Genomic DNA, 21,619 nt, shown 5'->3' with positions numbered 1-21,619 from the left:
GGCTTTTTGGCAAATACTTTTTCCACATCACAGATTATCGATGAAGCTGAAAAAGTAAAACTATTGTCCCACCAAGGTTTCAGCATCAGCTTGAGAGTTGCTAAAAAATGGATAAAGTCGAGCTTACATGCTAAGTCTCCGGTGTGCTTACATTAATGATTAGATCATCTCTTGTAAGGCTATCATCCTCATATTCCTCTACAAAACAAAATCAGCCCCTGCAATTAAGGCTGATTAGAACTCCCCTCTCCGAAAAGGAGAGGGGTTGAGGGTGAGGTTACGCCGGATAAATCCGTAATCTTCTATTTGGTTCTTCACCAAAACTATGCGACTTGAGGCGATAATGTTCTACCAACTCATGCTGCATTTTGCGGACTTGGGGAGAACGCGGCAATAATTCCACTGGCTGTCCTTTCGGAATCACAATTTGCTCAACAGCAAGTCTGGCTTCTTCCAAGGCATCCATCTCATCATCGCTACCATTGTGCAAAAATAGTTGCAATTCTAGGTCATCGGCCATTTCTGGATCGTCCATGTTCAGCAACCGCCGCAAACCACGGGTAATTTGGGGAATGGTGCTGGACTTAATCATGTGGATGGGTACATGACGGGCTTTGGCCATTTGGCGTAATTTGGCGTGGTTTTTGACGTGCGATCGCAGTGCTAAAATTGCATCAGCACTATCTATATCTTTTGTCAATACCACGGGCAAAGTTAGCACGCTAATTACCTGTTCTAGTTGATGGCGACTAACACCATAGGGGTAAACGTGCAGAGGCAAATCTTCACCATTGGGCCCTGGCACTCTTGTAGCAGCATCCAAATCAATGCTTTCAGAATAATTGAAGGATTCATCGAGCAAACGATCAAACTCACTACGTCCAGTTACCCGCTCTACAGGCAATTGCGGCAGTGCTACCATTTGTCCAGATGAACGCCAGCCATTAGATGGTCGCGCCGGTGGGAAAGATTCTTCTACTGTCGCTAGCTGTCCACCGCGACCGTTGACAACAGCTAACTGCCTTGTAACAGCGATTTTGCCCTGGTCATCAACGGTTCTCGTTTGTGGGGTAGCCTGACGCCCCCGCAGCAAATTATCTACTGTGTCAGCAACACTTTCGTGTACTGTCCAGCGTTGGCGCTCCAACATTTCCACAGCAATTTCAAATGTAGGAGGGGCTTTCCGCTCCAAAACCGTTTTTTGAGAACCTCGCCGTCTGGCTTCGTCGTCTCCCAGCGTCACAGCTTGGATACCCCCAACTAAATCAGCTAGGGTGGGGTTTTTAATCAGATTTTCGATCTGATTCCCGTGGGCAGTACCTACCAACTGTACACCCCGTTCTGCAATGGTACGAGCCGCTAAAGCTTCCAGTTCCGTGCCAATTTCATCAATGACGATGACTTCTGGCATGTGGTTTTCCACTGCTTCAATCATCACCTGATGCTGTTGATCTGGATGAGCCACTTGCATCCGCCGAGCGCGACCAATGGCGGGATGGGCAACATCACCATCCCCAGCTATTTCGTTGGAGGTGTCAATAATCACCACTCGTTTATGCAACTCATCCGCCAAAACACGGGCAATTTCCCGTAAGGCAGTAGTTTTGCCCACGCCTGGACGCCCCAGCATGAGAATCGATTTACCAGTTTCTACCAAATCGCGGATCATGCCAATGGTTCCGAATACCGCTCGACCAACGCGACAGGTCAAGCCAATAATCTTACCCGTGCGGTTGCGGATGGCACTGATCCGATGTAAAGTTTGCTCAATTCCTGCTCGATTATCTCCGCCAAAGATTCCAACTCGTTGAATGCAATCATCTATTTGTTCTTGAGTAACGGGTATTTCGCTCAGATACTCAGCTTGATTAGGAAAGCGAGCCTCTGGGCGACGACCCAAATCCAAGACCACTTCTACTAAACTATCTCGTTTAGGATGACTCTCTAGTACTTGTTGCAGGTCTTGGGGCAAAATGTCTAATAACTTTTGGAGATCGTCTGTAATCGTCATGCTTTCTATGGTGACGTTTTTAGAGATAGCGAGGACATTTGCGTGCAGGAGAACCCGCTCTGGGCAATTTTCCAAAACGAGCGATTAACGCTCCTGCTGTGACTTGATCTGGGAAACGAGAGAATGGGCAAGTTTTACAGCTTGCCAAAGTAATACGTCATTTTCTTCAAGGTGAAGATTTGCTTGCACATTGGTGTTATTTACCTCCTTATTCTCTAACTGTTCCAGAATTGGTGACAATAGTAGGCGGGCGTAGCTACCGTAGGCGACCCCAGCGATGGAGGCAGAGGGGCAGGGGGCAGGGGGCAGAGGAGAAAAGTTTTCCCCCTTGCTCCCTTCTCCCTGCTCCCTTGCCTCTTTGAGTAGTCCCATCGCCTTTAACTTAGCAACGGTATAGCTATTTGTGCCGCCTGCTAACTGCACATATCCCGGTAACTTAGCTGCCAAAACTTTTTGCCCTAATTTCACCGACGCTATTGTGGTGCCATCGCCAATATCACCACTCATGGGACGGCCGTCGGTTTGCCAAATTAAAGCACTCTTGAGTGGGGCAATCAGGTCATATACTGCTTTTAGGTAGTCAATCATCCCCTCGCCATCGGGACAGCTGATAGCTAGTAGCTTTAATTGATCCGCCCACGGTGAAATTGCCTGCCATAATTGCTCAAATTCTGTCAACCGCCCAACTTTCGTATGGATTTCTACGGCATCTACTCCCGTTGACATTACCAATGGCGCGATCGCTTCCGGCGTTGACATATATGAAGCTGTATCAATTATACCATAAGGACAAACTGGTATACAACGACCGCAGCCATAGCACTTTTCTGATATTACTCCCGAAAAGTTTTCTTTTACATTGTTAAACACGATCGCTTGTGCCGGACAAATCCGTTCACAGGGTCTAGGGCAGTCTGTAGGACACTCAGTAGGATTAAATTCTGCTTTCCGAAAATGGGGATCTTCTCCATCGTTCAGGCTTACCATCAAAAAGGGTGAGTTGCCTTTGTAGCCAAAGCCTCGCTTTTGGGCATCCGTAGCCAGAGTTTTAGCTACTTCTAGCCCTGCTTGTGCTGCTGCAATCACTGCTGGATCAGCTGCAACATCTATGCAGTCAGCGCCCGCCAAAGTATAGGCTAACGTTAAACTTCTGACTGCCGGTAAATGCTGGAAGCTGGCTCCGCAGATCAGCTTGAACCAGTCACCAAGTTTTAGAGATTGTAAAGGGGCGAACAGATCAGTCACACTTCTATTATGCGTTTATGCGACTAAAAATAGTACTCTGCGATCAAGAAAAAGTCCGGATTTGCTAATTTAGGGTTTATCGAATTGGGCATTGGGAAGAAATAAGGAGAAACTTGTTCAATAATTCCCTTTTTTCCCCTCATCTTCCCCATGTGTCTTAAGAGGTCAACAACATGACAATTGTCTTTTTTGTAGAAGACTCTGCTGAAGATAGAGTTTTGTATCGACGCTTCTTAGAGCGGGACGATCGCTATACATATAATATTTACGAATTTGAGTCTGGAAATAAGGCGCTACAAGAATGCCTTGGGAAAATACCCGATGTAATTTTGTTGGACTATCGATTACCAGATTTGGACGGGCTGGAATTTATCACTAAGCTACAGAGGCAAACTTTCAGCAGCCAAATTTCAGTAATTATGCTGACTGGACAGGGGGACGAAACCATCGCTGTCCAAGCAATCAAGAGTGGGGCGCATGATTATCTAGTCAAGGGAAAACTGACCTGTGAAAATTTACGGCGAGCGGTTCATGGGGCGATTAAACATAAACAGCTAATACAGCAGCAGGAACAACAAAAGTTACTAGGAGCGATCGCTCTTGATATTCGCCAATCCTTGAATCTTCAAGATATCCTCGCCACGAGTGTTCAAAAAGTTCGCCAGTTACTGGACGCTGATCGGGTATTACTGTATCAATTTACGCCTCAATTGCGGGGGAGCGTTGTAGCGGAATCGGTATTACCCCAATGGACACCAATCTTGGGAGTGGAGATCGAAGATACCTGTTTCCAGGAAAATCAGGTGGAAGAATATTGTCGGGGAAAAATTTGGGCAGCAACGAACATCTACGAAGTGGGTTTAAGTGATTGCCATATTAATCTTTTGGAACGGTTTCAGGTGAAGGCGAATTTAGTTGTCCCCATTTTGTTAGAGAACAAGGGGAGTCCAAGACTTGAACTTTGGGGGCTATTTATCGTGCATCAATGTTCTGCACCGCGCCAATGGCAGACATTTGAGGTGGAATTGCTCAAGCAACTGACGGTGCAACTAGCGATCGCTATTCAACAAGCCCAACTCTACCACAACCTGCAAACCCTCAACACCGAGCTAGAAGCCAAGGTACAAGAACGCACTGCCAAATTACAAGAAAGCGATCGCCGATTCCGGGCAATTTTCGATAACACTTTCCAATTCACAGGACTGCTAACGCCAGATGGTATTTTATTAGAGGTGAACCAGACTGCGCTCAGTTTTGGCGGACTGAAGCTTGAAGATGTGATTAATCGCCCTTTTTGGGAAGCACACTGGTGGACGATTTCACCTCAAATTAAAGAAAAATTAAAACAAGCGATCGCTCATGCGGCTCAAGGAGAATTTGTCCGCTATGAAGTTGATGTTCTCGGCGCAAATAACCGAGTAGCAACAATCGATTTTTCACTACGTCCGTTGCAAAACGAGATGGGTCAAATCGTTTTGTTGATTCCAGAAGGGCGAGATATCACCGACTTCAAGCGCACTGAAGAAACATTGCGCCAAAGTGAAGAACGTTGGCAATTAGCGATCGCAGGTACTAATGAAGCAATTTGGGATTGGGACATATCTACTAATCAAACCTTCCGGTCTGAGCGTTGGTTCACAATTTTGGGATATGAACCCAACGAACTTAGCAATGGCGATGATGAGTGGAGTATTCGCATTCATTCTGATGATTATACCAGAGTTATGGCTGCACAAAAAGCTTATTTGCTTGGGCAAGTTGCAGATTATAACGTTGAGTATCGTCTGCGGTGCAAGGATGGCAGTTATCGCTGGGTGCGATCGCGGGCTAAAGCGATCTGGAATGAGCAAGGAAATCCAGTGCGATTGGTCGGTTCACTTGGGGACATTAGCGAACGCCAACAAGCTGAGGAAAAACTTCGAGAAAGTGAGGAGAGATTACAATTAGCACTAGAAGCTTCTGGAGATGGTTTATGGGACTGGAATATTCTGACTGGAGATGTATATTACAGCCCCCTCTATTTAGAAATGCTTGAATACAGTTTCGATGAACTTCCACAGGATGTTAGTACCTGGAAGCGATTAGTTCATCCAGAGGATCTGCCTTGGGTTGAGAAAATCTTGGCAGATCACTTAAAGAATAATTTACTACCCTACAAATTTCACTATCGACTCCGAACTAAGTCGGGCGAATACAAATGGATTGCCAACTACGGCAAAGTAGTAATGCGAGATGGACAGGGTAATCCTTTGCGGATGACCGGTACTCATCGGGATATCAGCGATATCTACGATGAGCTTCGCTTACGCAAACAAACCGAAGCAGACTTAGCCAGAAGTGAAGAACAACTCAGACTAACGTTAGAATTTAACCACATCGGTATCTGGGATTGGAATGTTAAAACAAATGAAGTTATCTGGAACAACAACCATTTTCGTTTGTTAGGTTTAGAGCCAGAAACATTAACAGCCAGCTATCAGCTATGGCGCGATCGTGTTAATTTAGAGGATGTTGACCGAATTGAACAAGCTGTACAAGATGCCCTAGCACAACATACTAATTTTCAAGGTGAATATCGAGTGATTTATCCCAATGGTAAGGTTCACTGGCTGATTGGGAAAGGGCGCGGCATTTACAACGAAGCAGGCGAACCTGTTCGGATGTTAGGGGTAATTATTGATATTAGCGATCGCAAACAAGCAGAAGCAGCCCTGCAAGAAAGTGAAGCCCGGTTCCAGGCATTTATGAACAATAGCCCCGTGCTAGCTTGGATCACTGATGCGGACGGGCGTGTAATTTACTTAAACCAATCATACCTGTATACATTTAAATCAGTACCCGAACAGGTGATTGGACAATCCATTTGTGACCTCTATCCAGATGAAATTGCTCGGCAGCATTTTGATCGCATTCAGACAGTTATACAGACAAATCAGCTAACTGAGGCGATCGAAGTTGCTTCCCGATCAGATGGCACCCTTGGAGAGTTCTTAGTATATAAGTTCCCGATTCTGGGATTGTCTGCACAAAAGCTAGTGGGTAGGGTGGCGATCGATATCACAGAACGGAAGATTTTGGAGCGAGAACTGGCTCACAAGCAAAAGTTATTGGATACTTTCATCAATAACGCACCTGTTGGTATAACCATTCTGGATCGGGAACTGCGTTACTCATTGATTAATGAAGCATTAGCAGAAATTAATGGTATTCCCGCAGCCGCCCATCTTGGCAAGACACCGTGGGAAATTGTCCCTGATTTGGCACCGAAACAGGAGCAAGTTTTTCAACATGTTTTGAGAACGGGTGAATCGATTTTGGATTTGGAAATCAGTGGAGAAACCCCAAAATTCCCTGGTGTAATCAGGACTTGGTTAGCTTCCTACTTTCCGATTCAGTCTGAAGCGGATGAACCCATTAGCATGGGCATTGTGGTAGTTGAAATCAGCGATCGCAAACGCGCTGAACAAATGTTAGAACTACAAGCAGTGATTACCCGCAATATGGCAGAGGGAATTTGCCTAATTCGTGCCACAGATAGCGTATTTGTCTACGCCAATCCTAAATTTGAGCAGATGTTTGGCTATGAATCTGGTGAATTAATCGGTCAGCATGTATCGATTGTCAACTACGGTGATGAACATAATACACCTGAAGATGTGAATCAGGCAATTAGGACTGCTGTCTTGCAACACGGTGAGGCCACTTATGAAGTTTATAATGTTAAAAAAGATGGCACTCCGTTCTGGTGTAGAGCGAACACTTCGGTTTTTGATCATCCTGAGTATGGAAGCGTCCTTGTCGCTGTTCAACAAGATATCACTGAGCATAAACAAGCAGAGGAAAAAATTAAAGCCTCTTTAAAAGAAAAGGAGGTATTACTTAAAGAAATTCATCATCGGGTTAAAAACAATTTAGGAATTGTCAGCAGTTTGCTGCAAATGCAGTGCAGACGTACACAAGATCCTCTGGTGACAGCTATTTTGCGCGATAGCCAAAACCGCATTGCCTCCATTGCCTTGGTTCATGAAAAGTTATACCGCTCTGAAGACCTCGCTGATATTGATTTCGCTCAATACATTCCAGATTTAACAACTCATTTATTTGATTCTTATAACGTCAGTTCTAGCCAGATTCAACTGAAGATTCAAGTTGATAATGCTAGCCTCGACATCGAAACCGCCATTCCCTGTGGTTTAATTATCAATGAACTGGTTTCCAATGCTTTGAAATACGCCTTTGTTGGTAATCATAGAGGAGAAATTGAGGTTAAATTTTATCAAGAATCCGAGTCTACTTTGGCACTCATTATTCAAGATAATGGCATTGGCTTACCTGAAAATTTTGATAGCAAGAAAGCTCAAACACTCGGCATAACCCTTGTCCAAGGTTTAGTCAAGCAACTCAGGGGAAAGCTCGAAATTGACTCTCACCAAGGAACACAGTTCAAAATCACTTTTACAAACAGCCGGGTATGAACACAATTGCCATCCCATCAAACATACAGGCAACAAAGGAGACAGTTAGAATCCTTGTTGTTGAAGATGAATATATTCTTGCAATCAATTTGCAAGAAAGTTTAGAGTCTCTAGGATATAGTGTTTTAGGTATAGCCGATACAGCAGAAGAAGCAATTGCAAAAGCAAGCGAATTACGCCCAAACTTGGTTTTAATGGATATCAGGTTACGTGGTGAAATGGACGGTATCCAAGCAGCAGAGCAAATTTGGCGTAATTTGCAAATTCCTGCTATCTATGTCACGGGACACTCGGATAAAAGTACTGTAGAGCGGGCAACGTTGACATCCCCCTTTGGATATATTCTCAAACCAATCAAGGAGCAAGAACTCTACGTTGCTATTCAAACAGCACTAAATCGTTACGATCGCGAGCAATTTTTGAGTTCTATCCTTCGAGGAATGGGGGATGGGGTGATTGTAGTCGATCTTCAGTTAGGCATCAAGTACCTAAATCAGGTCGCTGAAGCATTGACAGGGTGGCGATGGAATGAAGCCAAAGGACGAATTTTAACCGATGTGTTCAAGCTTGTTGATGAACAAACTCAGATCCCTATCCAAAATCCAATTATCGCAGCCCTGCAACAAGAAACTACTATCTATTTAGGCAGTCGTATCTTACTAGTTGCGAGAGACGGGACAAGTATACCAGTAGCTGATAGCGCTACTCCCTTGAGAAATAATAGTGGTGTAATTACAGGAGCCGTATTAGTTTTTCGGGATGACACGCAACGCAGCCTAACTGAAGAACGCAATCTCGCAGCTGAACGTGCCCAACAACTAGAAATTCAAGTGGCAGAACTCCAACGACTCAACCAGTTAAAAGAGGATTTTCTCGCAACCACTTCTCATGAAATGCGAACGCCCTTGTCAAACATCAAAATGGCCATCTCCGCCCTAGAAAATCTTCTTGATCGGCAGGGTATCTTAGATTCAAGCGCAGTTTCCTCATCTGAATCTGTAGCCCGCTACTTAACCATCCTGCGTGAACAGTGCGAACAAGAACTAGATTTAGTAGACAATTTGCTATATATACGAATGATTGATGCAGATGTCTATCCATTGGAATTAACTTCAATTCAACTCCAAACCTGGTTGCCTCACGTTGCCGAGTATTTTGAGGAACGGGCTGGAGCTATGCAACAGACTTTGCAAGTTAGCATTCCTCCAAATTTACCACCTTTAGTTACAGACTTGGCTAGCTTGACCGAAATTGTCTCAGAGTTACTCAACAATGCTTGTAAATTTACTCCTCCTGATGAACAGATTACGGTAAATGTTAAGGTCATCGACACCACAAAAAGTCTAGTAAATGAGGATGCTGAATCTGGTGTATTAGATAATCTTCAATCCTACTTTCAAATCACAATTAGCAATTCTGGGGTAATAATCCCGAAAAAAGAACAATCTCGAATCTTTGAGCCGTTTTATCGGATTCCTCAAAGCGATCGCTGGCAACATGGCGGTACAGGATTAGGTTTAGCATTAGTGAAAAAGTTAGTAGAATATCTCCAAGGCACAATTGAAGTTACCAGTTCTCAGGGCTGGACAACGTTTACAGTTCAATTGCCGTTAAGCTTGTCAGAGTGATTTTTTATTATGCCGACTTACAAACTAGTAGTCTCTCTCATTAGTTATAAAGCAATACAATTCAGTTAGTGCCAAAAACCTTGAAATATGTAGGTTGGGTTGAGGAACGAAACCCAACATTTTCGGGGCTTTGTTGGGTTGCGCCTTGCTTAACCCAACCTACAATTTTACTTAACTGAACCGTATTGAGTTATAAAGGGTTTGTAGTGAGCGATTTATCGCTCAAATCAAGGACTAAAGTCCTTACTACGAACTTTTATAACCCTTCTAAATTAATGGGACAGACTACTAGCTGGTAAGGCTTTTCATTCGCCTTCAAACGACAATTTACCGAGTTTGCTGTTGGCTAACGCTCAGATTGCTCGATGGGAATTTCGATCGCAAACTCTGCTCCTTGCCCAACAGAAGAAGTGCAGCTAATATTTCCTCGGTGTTTTTGGACGATAATTTGATAACTAATAGATAATCCTAGCCCACTACCTTTGCCCACAGGTTTTGTGGTAAAAAATGGATCAAATAAACGCGATCGCAACGACTCTTCAATACCAAGGCCATTATCTGCGATCGCAATTTTGACCATATTCAATGTCACCTCTGTGTGAATCCGAATTTGGGGAGTAGGCTTGCCGTGAGCGTAGTCGAACGGGAGTAGGGAGTAGGGAGTAGAAGATAGATTCCCCACTCCCCATTCCCCATTCCCCACACCCTCTTCTATTGCATCAATAGCATTATTCAACAGATGCATAAATACTTGGTTTAATTCACTCGCATAACAACTAACTAGGGGCAAATTACCATAATCTTTCACTACAACAATTGCGGGACGATCTGCTGTTTCCCTGAGCCTATGTTGTAACATCACCAAAGTGTTTTCCATGTCCTCATGGATATTTACCCGCTTCATCTCTGCTTCGTCATGCCGAGAAAAGTGTTGTAGCGCTAGTACAATTTCCTGAATGCGATTAGAGCCTCTATACATTGCACCTATAAGGTTTTGCAGATCCTTAATCATAAAATTCAGGTCTATATCTTTGGCTATTTGCTGAATTTTTGGTGTGGGTTTGGGATATTCCTGTTGATAAGCTTCAATCAGCTTCACTAGGTCTTTCACATATTGACCAGCATATTGGAGATTCCCATAAATAAAACTAATAGGGTTATTAATCTCATGAGCAAGCCCAGCCACTAACTGTCCCAACGCCACCATCTTTTCGTTCTGAATCTGTTGAACTTGAGAGGCTTTCAAGTCGTCAATAGCCTGTTGGAGTAAAAAGTTTTTTTCTTGCAGTTGAACTTGAAGCAAACGTAAATTAATCTGATTTTCAATTCGCAACACAACCTCTGCCCCATGAAAAGGTTTTGTAATATAATCTACACCACCAACATCAAAGGCTTTTACCTTATCGACAATATCATCCAGGGCGCTAATAAAAATTACTGGGACATCACTTGTTTTATCGTCAGCTTTTAGCTGTTGACAAACTTGATAGCCATCCATATCTGGCATATTAATATCCAACAAAATTACATCTGGTAAAGCCATTTGGCAAGCAGTCAGTGCCATTTTCCCGTTTAAAGCTTTGCGAACTTCAAAACCTTGTGCAGTCAACATCGCCGATAAAAGCCGCAAATTATCTGGGGTATCATCGACGACTAAAATATTTTTTTTATGATAGTTAGTTTGATTTAAATGCATTATCTATAAAAAGCTATGTTTGTAATAATTGAGAATAGTAAATGCTTGTTTGAAATAATCCTGAAAAATTTTTTATGAATTTCACCGAAATACTTACAGCAGATTTCAGATAAATGAAGTATATACATAAAACCCAAAACCTTGTAGAGACGTAGCACTGCTACGTCTCTACCTGTATTCGATTAGAGCGCAATCTGCTGTATATTTATACTGACAATTCAGCTGTATCTGAAAAACCTCACTTCTCTTTCTCTTTTCCTTTAAGGAGAGACTTTGAATTTTCCCACTTAGAGTGTCGGGAAGGGGGTTAGGGGGTTAGGTTTTCGTGGATTTTTCCACATAACCTGAATTGTCAGATATTTATAGGAACACCCGGTAAGCGTACAACTCAGTGGCTTCAGCCCTAAGATATAAGCGGTTCGTGTGACTTTAGTCACAGTCATATTACTTTATAAAACCCTTGCTGGGCAAGGATCTTGATGAAAAAAAAATCGTTTAAATAATCAAACACTCAAACCCTTGCTATTAACGGATTCTTCTACTTTAAGTAGAGCGGCGTAAATAATTAAAGGTTCGTAGTGTTCTCGTAGAGACGCTGCGCGAACACTACGAACTAATTTCAATATTTTTTACATTACTTAACTTAGTTTGATTTATTCTCGCCTACTTACTTAGATGCGTTTGCCCCCTCAGGCTTGACAGACTACCACAGCTATTAGTCAATTAGGAGCTTTGCGAATTTAATAGCCCGCTTACCAATGAAATTTTTTCCAGGTGTTATTTGATAGTTACCATTGAGGTGATGCGGCAAGTAACTTAATAACCAATTGTTGTTCTATGGGTTTAGAAAAAAGATATCCTTGAGCAAAATTACAGTTTAAACTTCTCAATTGGGCTAGCTGTTCTTGTGTTTCGACACCTTCAGCGATCGCACTCATTCCCATTGAGTTAGCAATACTAATCATTGCTGGTACTAGTCCCATATTCTCTTTGTTTTCCTGCATACGTTTAACGAAAGATTTATCAATTTTGAGTGCATCAAAAGGAAAACTGTGTAGGTAACTCAAAGAGGAATATCCTGTACCAAAGTCATCCATGTTCAACTTTATTTTTCGCTGCTTTAGTTGTTCAAGAATTTTTTCAATTGCATTAGTATTTTCCATAATTACACTTTCTGTAATTTCTAATTCTAAGTATGCAGGATTTATTTTATATTCATAAATTATTCGGTCAATTTGCTCTACCAAATTAGGCTGTAAAAATAACCGTGCGCTCAAATTGACACTCATAGTTAGAGGTTCTGGTGTTACTGGATAACGTTGCCAGATGCTCAGTTGACGACAAGCTGACTGTAATACCCAAGAATTGATCGGATTAATTAAACCTGTTTCTTCTGCCACAGGAATAAATTCTATGGGAGAAACCAAACCGCGAATCGGATGTTGCCAACGTACCAAGGCTTCAAATCCAGAAATTCTGCCTGTAGCTAGAGAAACAATTGGCTGATAGTAAACGAGGAATTCTTGTCTTTCAACAGCCCTTCGCAGATCGTTTTCTAACTCTAAAAGCTGAATAGCTTCCTGATGCATCGCTGGATTGAAAACGTGATATTTGGCTCTTCCTTGAGCCTTGGCCCGATACATTGCCGTATCCGCGTCCCGCAGCAAATACTCTGGGAGATCGTAATCTTTATTACCCCAACTAATCCCAATACTGACATTCATAAATACTTCATATCTGGACAGCTTAAAAGCGAGTGATAGCTGTTGCAGAATCTGTTCGGCAACTTGAATTGCCATATTGATATCTGTGATATTTTCTAGGAGAATTCCAAATTCGTCACCGCCCAATCGTGCTAGAGTATGAATAGGTATGAGACATGCTTGCAGACGGTCAGCGATCGCGATCAGCAATTCATCTCCCACCAGATGTCCAAGGGAATCATTGATCACTTTGAAGCGATCGCAGTCCAAAAAAAGGAGTGCAAACTGATAACTAGATTCTTCCTTGGCCCGATTTAGAGCATTTTCTAATCGCCTAATAAACAAAATTCGGTTTGGTAATCCAGTCAGGGAATCATGCAGGGCTATATCTAGTAGTTGACTTTGCAATTTATGGCGGGAATTGATTTCTTCTTGGAGTTTTTGGAGAGTGTTTTCTAGCTCCCCAGTCCGTTGTTTTACCCGATCTTCTAGTTCGACATTTAGCTTCAATATTTCTAATTGCGCCGACCTCAAGGCCAGGTGATTTTGTACGCGCACTAAAACTTCTTGGAACTCAAAAGGTTTGGTGATGTAGTCTACACCACCGACCCGAAAGGCTTTAACTTTGTCAAAAACATCATCTAAAGCGCTAATAAAAATCACCGGAATATCGGCTGTTAGTTTCCAAGCTTTTAAGGTCTGACAAACTTCATAGCCATCTACTTCTGGCATCATAATATCGAGTAGAATCAAATCCGGTAATACTGTTTGAGTTGCTGTCAGTGCCATTTGCCAGTTCAATGCTTTACGAACGTTATACCCTTCCCTTGTCAATATGGACGATAAAACCCGGAGGTTATCCGCCATATCGTCAATGATCAAAATATCTTTTTTATTAGGGTCTAAATGCTCGTAATTCATTCTACGTTTCTTTTAGTCAATTCCATAATTTTTTCAAACTGGTAGTTATTCGCTAAATCCCTGATAACTTTGAAAACTTGACTATTATCTGATGGAATTTGCTTGATTAACTCTAAAATCAGTTCATCGCTACAGCTAGCTGCGGCATAGTAAATCTGTTGGAGCCACTCAGGTGACATTTCTGATAAACGGCTCAGGAGTTCGGCAGCACTGATAAATATCTGTGTAGGTTTGTTTTCTACTTGGTTGGTATACTTTACACCCAGATGTTGGCTCAGTTTTTCTAATAATACTTCTTGGATGAATGGCTTGCGAATAAAATCATCGCAGCCAATGGACAAAATTTTCTGGCGTTCTTCTTCAAAGGCGCTAGCAGTTAGGGCAATAATGATCGTGTTTGTATTAGAGCAACTCTGCTCTGCCCCAGAGAAGTCATCAGGGGGAGCCAGGGCTGTTGGCGATCGCTTTGCGGCCCCATTGCCATCATTTTCCATGACACCGGTTGCTTCTGCGGTGAGAGACGCTGCACCTAGCTGGCTTTTGAATAGGGGTACAACTTTTAGAACTTCGTACTCGTCGGAATCGGGGAACCCGGACGCAAGGTACTGGCTGGCCGACGACAGCAGATGTTCCGCTGGCAACCTCCGCAACGCATTGGCTGCCCCATACCCTTTTTGTTTAGCTTTAATTATTCTTGTCGCTTCGTAACCGTCCATAACTGGCATTCGCATATCCATAAAAATCAAGTGTGGTTGCCAAGATTCCCAATTAGCAACTGCTTCACTACCATCTGTAGCTTCCATGACTTCAAAGCCAACAGATGTAAGAATTTTAACTAGCAATAACCGACTTTCTTTGGAGTCGTCTACTACTAAGATCCGGTATGCTTTCTCCGTAGGTGCTAAAGCTAGAATTTGGGATTTAATTTGGTTTGTCGGGATTTCTCTGGGGCAAGTTAGAGCAATCTGAATATCAAAGGCAAATCTACTACCGACACCCGGTATACTATTGACAGTAATATCTCCTCCCATCAATTGCACGTATTTCCGGCTAATCGCCAAACCCAGTCCCGTCCCTTGTTGGGATTTTCTGCCGATTTCGGTTTGCTCAAAAGCTTCAAACAACAAGTCTATTTCTTGTGGGGCAATACCGCAGCCAGTGTCTTGCACCTCGAAGAAGAGATGAGGGGGATTTTGCTCCCTCATCTCCCCCTGCTCCCCAGTTTCCCAGCCCCCAGTTTCCAGTCTCACCCGTAGTGTCACCCTCCCAGTATTAGTAAATTTAATCGCATTTCCCAAGAGGTTGAGCAAGACTTGACACAGTTTATTTTCGTCCGTTTCTATGTACTTAGGAATGTTTTGTGCATATTCAAACACTAGTTCTAAATTTTTAGATGCAGCACTTGCGTGTTGCATCTCTTCTAACTTCTTCAATACATGAATTAAGTCAAAGCTGCTCTTATTTAATGTGATTCTGCCAGCTTCGATTTTAGACATTTCTAGAATGTCGTTAATTAAGTTGAGTAGATGTTCGCCAGCACGATTAATAATTGCCAAGTTTTCTTGATGTTCGCCAGATAGCGAATAATCTTGGCTCATGACTTGGCTAAAACCGAGAATGGCATTGAGTGGGGTACGTAGTTCATGGCTCATGTTAGCAAGGAATTCGCTTTTGGCGAGGTTGGCGGCTGCGCTTCGTGCCGCTTCCCGAATGGCTGCTTGTTGTTCTTGGGCGGCAATTTTTTGCGATTGAATCAGTTCTTGTTGGGTGGTTTGCAGTTGTTCGATAGCTTGTTGGAACTCTTCAGTCCGTTTTTTTACTTGAGCCTCTAAGGTGCGATTATATTCTGCTAATAAGTTTTCTGCTTGTTTGCGTTGGGTAATATCAAAAAATGTAGCGATCGCAAAAGCAAGATTTCCTGATTCATCATAAATTGGCTTTCCCAAAACTTCAATGGGAGTAATCTTGTCAAAATGGCGAATTTCCATATCATCAATCCTGGTACTTTCCCCAAGCAATGCTCTCAAAATCGGCAGGCGATCGCTGGGGTAAAGTTGATCAGTCCCACCAAGGTAAGCTTGATATACCTCTGATAATTGTTCGGCGCTAACTTTTGCCATCGCTCCTTGACCAAGAATTTGCTGCCCAATATTATTTGTATAATAAGGGTCACCTTCAGCATCTATGATAAATACACCTATGGGCATGGCTTCTAAAAATTGAGTTAGCCGACTCTGACTGTGAGATAGTGCCTGATTTAAGACTTGCATCTGAGCATTCTTTGCTGACAAAGTATTGAACGATACTTTGAGTTGCTTTGCCATAGTTTCAAATGACTTGGCTAGTTCCCCCAATTCATCAAAACGCTGAATTTCTGGTATTTGCTCCCATTCACCTTTAGCAATTTTCTTCGCTGATGTGTTTAATTGTAAAATCGGTTTTATTACCCAGCGACTAGTCAAAATCCCAATCCTGGTAGCGACTAAAAAAGCAACTATGCACAGCAAAATAGTGATGCGGGTGTTAGCGTTAATTTGCTCCATAAATTCGCCTTCGGGAATCACCGCCACAATTAGCCAATCTAAACCCAGTTCATCCTTCCAGTTTTTTACCTGCACAAAATAACGCATTTCATCGGCGGTAAAACTTAGCTGTTGTTTCTCTCCAACAAACTTAAGACTGCCAAAGCGTTTGATCAAAGACTGTGTTGTGAGTCTAATTAAATAATTTTGACTATCTAATGCTGATAGACGTTTTCCCTTACCATTAATGATGGTATATGGTGGTTCGCTAGTAGAAGAAGCCACGATTAACCCAGAACGCTCTAAAATAAAAGTTTTCCCTGAATCATTAATCTTTAAATTGGCTAAAAATTTGCCGATTTGTGATAATAGTAAATCAACACTAATCACCCCAACAAATTTGCGATTTTTATCATAAACAGGATAGCTGGAAGATATGGATATAATTTCTGGTTTATCTTCCCATTGATAAATTTGACTCCAAACTCGTTTGCCTAACTTGACTGGATCTGCATACCAAGCTTCTAGGCGAGGATCGTAATTTTTAATTTGCTGAGGCTGGCGGCGATTTCCTTTCAAGTCTGTAGGGTAAACATAAAGTTTGCCGATGCCATGCTTTTCGCTAACTTCATTAATTAAGAGCTTGCCATTATCTAGACGTTCAACACCGATAAATTCACCTTTAGGATTGGCAAAGCTGTTGTAGCCAACATTGAAAACCTGCATTTGTTTCCAAAAGTAATTGCCGGTGGTTTTAAAATCCGAAAGGTTCAGCAAACCTAGCTCAATCGCATCTAAATTGATTTGATTAATTTGCTTCGGAGTTGTTAAATAGCTATCAAGATGCTGTTCAATGCGATCGCAGATTTCATTTTCTAATTGATTAGCAAGTTCCGTTACCGCTTTTTGGCCGTTTTGATACGAAAGATAGCCCACAAGTCCCACCGCCCCACAAATTTGCAATATAAAAGGCACAATCAGAACATACCTCAGGGGCATATTGGCATAAACTCTGCCAACTAAGCGATTAATAGATTTGATGGGCTGAAGTTTGGATAACATTGTTGTTTAATTCTTCCCCAGCATATATTAGGGATATTTTTGCCATATCAGCTACACTTAATATCAGGATAATCACGGCGTTTTATGCATTTACTATGACATATATTTACAATATTTGGTATAAAAAAATACAAAAAAATTTATTTCTGATTGGCTAAATTCCTCCAACGGCTAATTTTCAGACTTTGCAATGCCGATAGCGAGTCTTGCCTACGGCACGATCTTGCATTCGATCGTCATAGCCCGCACTTCGGCAAGCTCAGTGACCATCGTAGACATCGCACCTGATTTACTCAGTTTCAACAGATTTTCTCGGATGAATTGAATTGAAATTTAACCGATAAGCTACAGTATGCCATTCTAAAATTCAGGTCGTCATTAGCACCCAATCCTAAATTTAATTTTTAATTGCCGATGTCTTGATTTTCCAGTCTCAAAACCTTTGGACTTGTACAAAACTAAGTACAACTATTTTCAAAATTTCATACAAATACAGAGTAAAAATAAAAAAGTCTAAAAAAATTTACTTAATATTTTTTATTTTAAACAAATGTTAATTTTATTGTGGAAATATGTCAACCTTATCGCCGATTTGTAAAATTTTTCCGGCTGACGATGGGAGTAATTGGGTATTGACACTCAATCTGTAAAAGTGATTAAAAGGCGATGAAGCAACCCAATTTGGCAGAGTTGCTTGTCGCTGTTTTGCAAAGATTTTTTGAAAGTTTGGGTAAGCTTTTCCTAAGTAAGAATCGCGTGTTGGGACTATACAACGCTGACATGGATTAACTCCAAGAAAATCCACATCTCCCACTCGAAAAGAGACTAAATCACCTTGTTCACTAAATAGCCGGTCTTCCCAAAATGCTGGTACACCATCAATCTCGATATTTGCACGCATCCGACGGCGCATTTCATCTACAGTTAAACCGGGAAACCAAGAAGCTACTTCTGCCAATGTTGCTGTACTAATTACCGTTGGGCCAGGTGAGTGTGTATCGTCAGGAAAACCCATCAGAGAGTTTTGCCTTAATCTGACACCAAACTCAAAAAAATCACTCAAAGTTGCTTCTAATGCTTGCCGTTCCTCATCCAGATGAAAAATTTGTTGTGAGTCACCGCCTGGGATGTGCAACGAAATAGTTCTATTTAAGAGTGCAAATTGTGCCCTTAGTAAATTGATTTTAGCATGACGCTTGCCATTGACAAATCTATCCTTTTCGTCAAAAATTGCAAATTCGCGGTCATGCTGTAGTGCGCCACTGGCAAGAACTCTAGCGTTCTCAACTTCAACACCATCTAGTGACTTAACTGGATACAGTAAAATCTTGGCTAGGTAAGGCATCATAGCAATTTTAGATTTTAGATTTTGGGAAAAATGGGCAAGGCGCAATGCCCATTGGTATCAACTTAACGTTAAAGCCATTCTAAAAGCAGCTTTTAAAGATTGTCTCGTTTATCTCGTTCCCCTGCTCTGACTGGGAATGCCTAATGGGGGAGCATCCCAAATGTGTAAGTTATATCAAACCCACATTATGAATTGTCATTGCGAGCGCAACGTAGTGGAGTGAAGCAATCCCATATCTTGCGATTGCTTCATTACGCTATCGCTTCATTCGCTTTTGACTTACACCTTTGTGCAAAATTGGGATGCTCCCCCTAATGGAGGCTCCGCCTCCCTGACTCGCAGCAGCAGCCCAATGAATAGCATTTCTAGATAAGTGGTCTGTCCCATTAATTTTGCGGGGCTGCTAGATCCCCGACAACTTCCGCGAAGTCGGGGATCTGAACACCACTAACCTCTCAAAAGTTTTGAGAGGTTAGTGGTGAGCGATTTATCGCTCAAATGAAGGACTAAAGTCCTTACTACGAACTTTTATAACCCTTCAGAATTAATGAGACAGATCAGTAATTTACTTATGGATATATTGGCGATTTATCTATTCCTCCAACATGATTTAGAGGCCAGAAGCGAACTACAGCCCGTCCAATAATATTCTCGCGGGGGACAACACCCCAGCAACGACCATCGTAACTATTATTACGATTATCACCTAGTACTAAATATGAACCGGTTGGTATAGTCTGGGGTTTCGCCAAAAAAGGTGGCTGTGGCCCTGATTGGCAAACATCAATAACTGTACTCTGACCAGAACCGAGGTAATTGGCTTCTGGGAGGGGTTTGTTATTGATATAGACTTTGCCATCCTTAAGTTGTACTTTTTCTCCAGGTAAGCCAATTACACGTTTAATAAAAGCATCTTGATATTGTTCTTTTTGTAGCTCTTTTGTCGGTGAAAATACGACAATATCTCCCCGTTGCGGGTCAGCAAATTTATACTTCAACTTATCGACAATGATTTTATCTGCCTCCCACTGGTTTGGCGTACCATGCAGAGTCGGTTCCATCGATCCAGAAGGAATCCAGCGTGCTTCAGCAACAAAGGTACGAATTCCCAGAGCTAGAACAATGCTCAATACAATTGTTCTACCTAGCTCTGCGATCCAAGAATTATCGGGTTGTTGACTAGAGTTGTTATCAGACACTTTATTTTGCATGAAATTACTTAAAAAAAGGAAAGATGCAGGTAATTAACTTGACTAGTAAGACTTGATCTGTTAATCTTAACGGGAAAATTTTAATTTCCTAAAATCCAAAGTTGATTGACGGGTTCTTCATAAATTAAAAATAAACTTTTTTTTAACGCGGGGCAAAAATTGGTTACTCCGATCGCGAATAAGTTTAACCTAAAAGCATAGTTGTCTGTAATACATAGCTCCCTATCTCAACAAAGTTAACCCTATGTCATCTCCACAAATTTTACTGATTCGTCGCGCTCGCATAATTCTACCCAATGGCGAACTGATGATTGGGGATGTATTGACCCGCGATCGCCAAATAGTCGAAGTTGCCCCAGAAATCTCCCAAACGGCACTAGCCACTGAAATTGACGCAGAGGGCTTAACTTTGTTGCCAGGAGTCATTGATCCGCAGGTGCATTTCCGAGAACCTGGACTAGAACACAAAGAAGATTTATTCACCGCCAGTTGTGCCTGTGCTAAAGGGGGAGTCACTTCTTTTTTAGAAATGCCCAATACGCGCCCCCTGACAACGACACAGCAAGCTTTAGACGACAAGCTAAAACGTGCCTCACAAAAGTCCTTGGTTAATTATGGCTTTTTTATTGGGGCAACAGCAGAGAATCTACCAGATTTGGTTTTAGCAAAGCCAACACCGGGAATTAAGATTTTCATGGGGTCGATGCATGGACAGTTGCTGGTTGATGGTGAAACAGCATTGGAGGCGATATTTGCCAAAGGCGATCGCTTGATTGCCGTTCATGCCGAAGACCAAGCTAGAATTAATCAACGCCGCCAAGAATTTGCCAACATCCACGATCCAGCCATTCACTCGCAAATTCAAGATAATCAAGCGGCAATGCTGGCAACCCAACTGGCATTAAAACTTTCTCAAAAATATCAACGTCGTCTGCATATTCTGCACATGTCAACTGCCGAAGAAGCAGATTTGCTGCGTCAGGAGAAACCTAGTTGGGTAACAGCAGAAGTAACACCACAGCATTTGTTGTTGAACACCAGTGCTTACGAGAAGATTGGCACTTTAGCACAGATGAATCCCCCTTTGCGATCGCCCCACGATAACGAAGTTCTCTGGCAAGCTTTGCGCGATGGCGTGATTGATTTCATCGCTACAGATCATGCGCCGCACACCTTAGAAGAAAAAGCTCAAGAATACCCCAATAGTCCTTCGGGAATGCCTGGGGTGGAAACTTCCCTAGCTTTGATGTTAACTGCGGCAATGGAAGGAAAGTGTACTATTGCCCAAGTTGTGAACTGGATGTCAAAAAATGTCGCTGTGGCTTATGGTATTCCGAATAAAGGAGCGATCGCGCCTGGTTATGATGCCGATTTAGTGCTTGTAGATTTAAACACATACCGTCCAGTCCGGCGCGAAGAACTGTTAACCAAATGCCGTTGGAGTCCCTTTGAAGGTTGGAACCTCACCGGCTGGGCTAAAACTACCATTGTCGGCGGTGAGATAGTTTTTGACAAAGGCCAGGTAAATACGCAAGTACGGGGTCAAGCTTTAACTTTCTTATAGCAAATATTTATTTAAGCTTACGTAGTAGACAAATAACTATACATCAAAGCCATACTTGAACTGGCAAGATTTTCATCTATCTAGAGTTAAGACTAGACCAATGCGGTTTGGTTAAAGCTAAAAGGCGAAAATCCTTGTTTTTTTCCTTTACCCTTTTAACCAAAGGGTATTGACTTATCGCTGTCTCAAAAATAGCAACTTGAAACCCGGAATTTATTTCTAAGTGTTTCAAG

At 42.2% G+C, this 21,619-nt stretch carries 10 protein-coding genes; 3 read left to right on the top strand and 7 right to left on the bottom strand.

Annotation, left to right across the window (positions count from 1 at the left end):
• Positions 1–277: 277 nt before the first annotated feature.
• Positions 278–2,011, bottom strand: a complete 1,734-nt coding sequence (locus tag D1367_RS22285) for a R3H domain-containing nucleic acid-binding protein (RefSeq protein ID WP_118168294.1) — start codon at positions 2,009–2,011, stop codon at positions 278–280.
• 84 nt (positions 2,012–2,095) lie between these two features.
• The gene (gene ldpA, locus D1367_RS22280) at positions 2,096–3,256 is read right to left on the bottom strand and encodes a circadian clock protein LdpA (RefSeq protein ID WP_118168293.1); all 1,161 of its coding nucleotides are present in this window, start codon (positions 3,254–3,256) and stop codon (positions 2,096–2,098) included.
• Positions 3,257–3,429: 173 nt separating this feature from the next.
• Between ldpA and D1367_RS22275 the strand changes: the two genes are divergently transcribed.
• Together D1367_RS22275 and D1367_RS22270 are read left to right on the top strand one after the other, a co-directional pair.
• The gene (locus D1367_RS22275) at positions 3,430–7,731 is read left to right on the top strand and encodes a PAS domain S-box protein (protein WP_118168292.1); all 4,302 of its coding nucleotides are present in this window, start codon (positions 3,430–3,432) and stop codon (positions 7,729–7,731) included.
• Entirely contained in the window at positions 7,728–9,359 is a 1,632-nt protein-coding gene (locus D1367_RS22270) for a hybrid sensor histidine kinase/response regulator (protein ID WP_118168291.1), read from the top strand. The genes D1367_RS22275 and D1367_RS22270 overlap by 4 nt, the downstream gene beginning before the upstream one ends.
• A 346-nt stretch (positions 9,360–9,705) precedes the next feature.
• Here D1367_RS22270 and D1367_RS22265 read toward each other — a convergent pair whose 3' ends face one another.
• The 5 genes from D1367_RS22265 to lepB all read right to left on the bottom strand — a co-directional run bounded on the left by D1367_RS22265 (position 9,706) and on the right by lepB (position 19,822).
• The gene (locus D1367_RS22265; protein WP_118168290.1) at positions 9,706–11,055 is read right to left on the bottom strand and encodes a hybrid sensor histidine kinase/response regulator; all 1,350 of its coding nucleotides are present in this window, start codon (positions 11,053–11,055) and stop codon (positions 9,706–9,708) included.
• A gap of 788 nt (positions 11,056–11,843) precedes the next feature.
• Positions 11,844–13,679 (bottom strand): two-component system response regulator, encoded by a 1,836-nt coding sequence (locus D1367_RS22260; protein WP_118168289.1) that lies wholly within the window; start codon positions 13,677–13,679, stop codon positions 11,844–11,846.
• A complete protein-coding gene (locus tag D1367_RS22255) occupies positions 13,676–17,263 on the bottom strand; it encodes an ATP-binding protein (protein ID WP_118168288.1) in 3,588 nt (1,195 codons plus the stop codon). Before D1367_RS22255 ends, D1367_RS22260 begins: the two co-directional genes overlap by 4 nt.
• Positions 17,264–17,822: 559 nt before the next feature.
• Complete coding sequence (locus D1367_RS22250) at positions 17,823–18,608, bottom strand: MOSC domain-containing protein (protein WP_118168287.1); 786 nt, start codon at positions 18,606–18,608, stop codon at positions 17,823–17,825.
• A 572-nt stretch (positions 18,609–19,180) separates the two neighbouring features.
• Positions 19,181–19,822: a signal peptidase I gene (gene lepB / locus D1367_RS22245; RefSeq protein ID WP_118168286.1), complete on the bottom strand. Its 642-nt coding sequence runs from the start codon at positions 19,820–19,822 to the stop codon at positions 19,181–19,183.
• A gap of 244 nt (positions 19,823–20,066) precedes the next feature.
• On the opposite strand from lepB, the gene D1367_RS22240 reads away from it, so the two are divergent.
• Positions 20,067–21,386 (top strand): dihydroorotase, encoded by a 1,320-nt coding sequence (locus tag D1367_RS22240; protein WP_118168285.1) that lies wholly within the window; start codon positions 20,067–20,069, stop codon positions 21,384–21,386.
• Positions 21,387–21,619 lie beyond the last annotated feature (233 nt).

The organism is Nostoc sphaeroides (assembly GCF_003443655.1).
Taxonomy (GTDB): domain Bacteria; phylum Cyanobacteriota; class Cyanobacteriia; order Cyanobacteriales; family Nostocaceae; genus Nostoc; species Nostoc sphaeroides.
The sequence above is the reverse complement of the archived record's forward strand: the minus strand, read 5'-3'. Positions and strand labels throughout refer to the sequence as shown.

Excerpts from the sequence above, each read along its gene's own strand:
- D1367_RS22265 (WP_118168290.1), bottom strand. The coding sequence starts at position 11,055 with ATGCATTTAAATCAAACTAACTATCATAAAAAAAATATTTTAGTCGTC.
- D1367_RS22250 (WP_118168287.1), bottom strand. The coding sequence starts at position 18,608 with ATGCCTTACCTAGCCAAGATTTTACTGTATCCAGTTAAGTCACTAGAT.
- D1367_RS22270 (WP_118168291.1), top strand. The coding sequence starts at position 7,728 with ATGAACACAATTGCCATCCCATCAAACATACAGGCAACAAAGGAGACA.
- D1367_RS22260 (WP_118168289.1), bottom strand. The coding sequence starts at position 13,679 with ATGAATTACGAGCATTTAGACCCTAATAAAAAAGATATTTTGATCATT.
- D1367_RS22285 (WP_118168294.1), bottom strand. The coding sequence starts at position 2,011 with ATGACGATTACAGACGATCTCCAAAAGTTATTAGACATTTTGCCCCAA.
- D1367_RS22275 (WP_118168292.1), top strand. The coding sequence starts at position 3,430 with ATGACAATTGTCTTTTTTGTAGAAGACTCTGCTGAAGATAGAGTTTTG.
- lepB (WP_118168286.1), bottom strand. The coding sequence starts at position 19,822 with ATGCAAAATAAAGTGTCTGATAACAACTCTAGTCAACAACCCGATAAT.
- D1367_RS22240 (WP_118168285.1), top strand. The coding sequence starts at position 20,067 with ATGTCATCTCCACAAATTTTACTGATTCGTCGCGCTCGCATAATTCTA.
- D1367_RS22255 (WP_118168288.1), bottom strand. The coding sequence starts at position 17,263 with ATGTTATCCAAACTTCAGCCCATCAAATCTATTAATCGCTTAGTTGGC.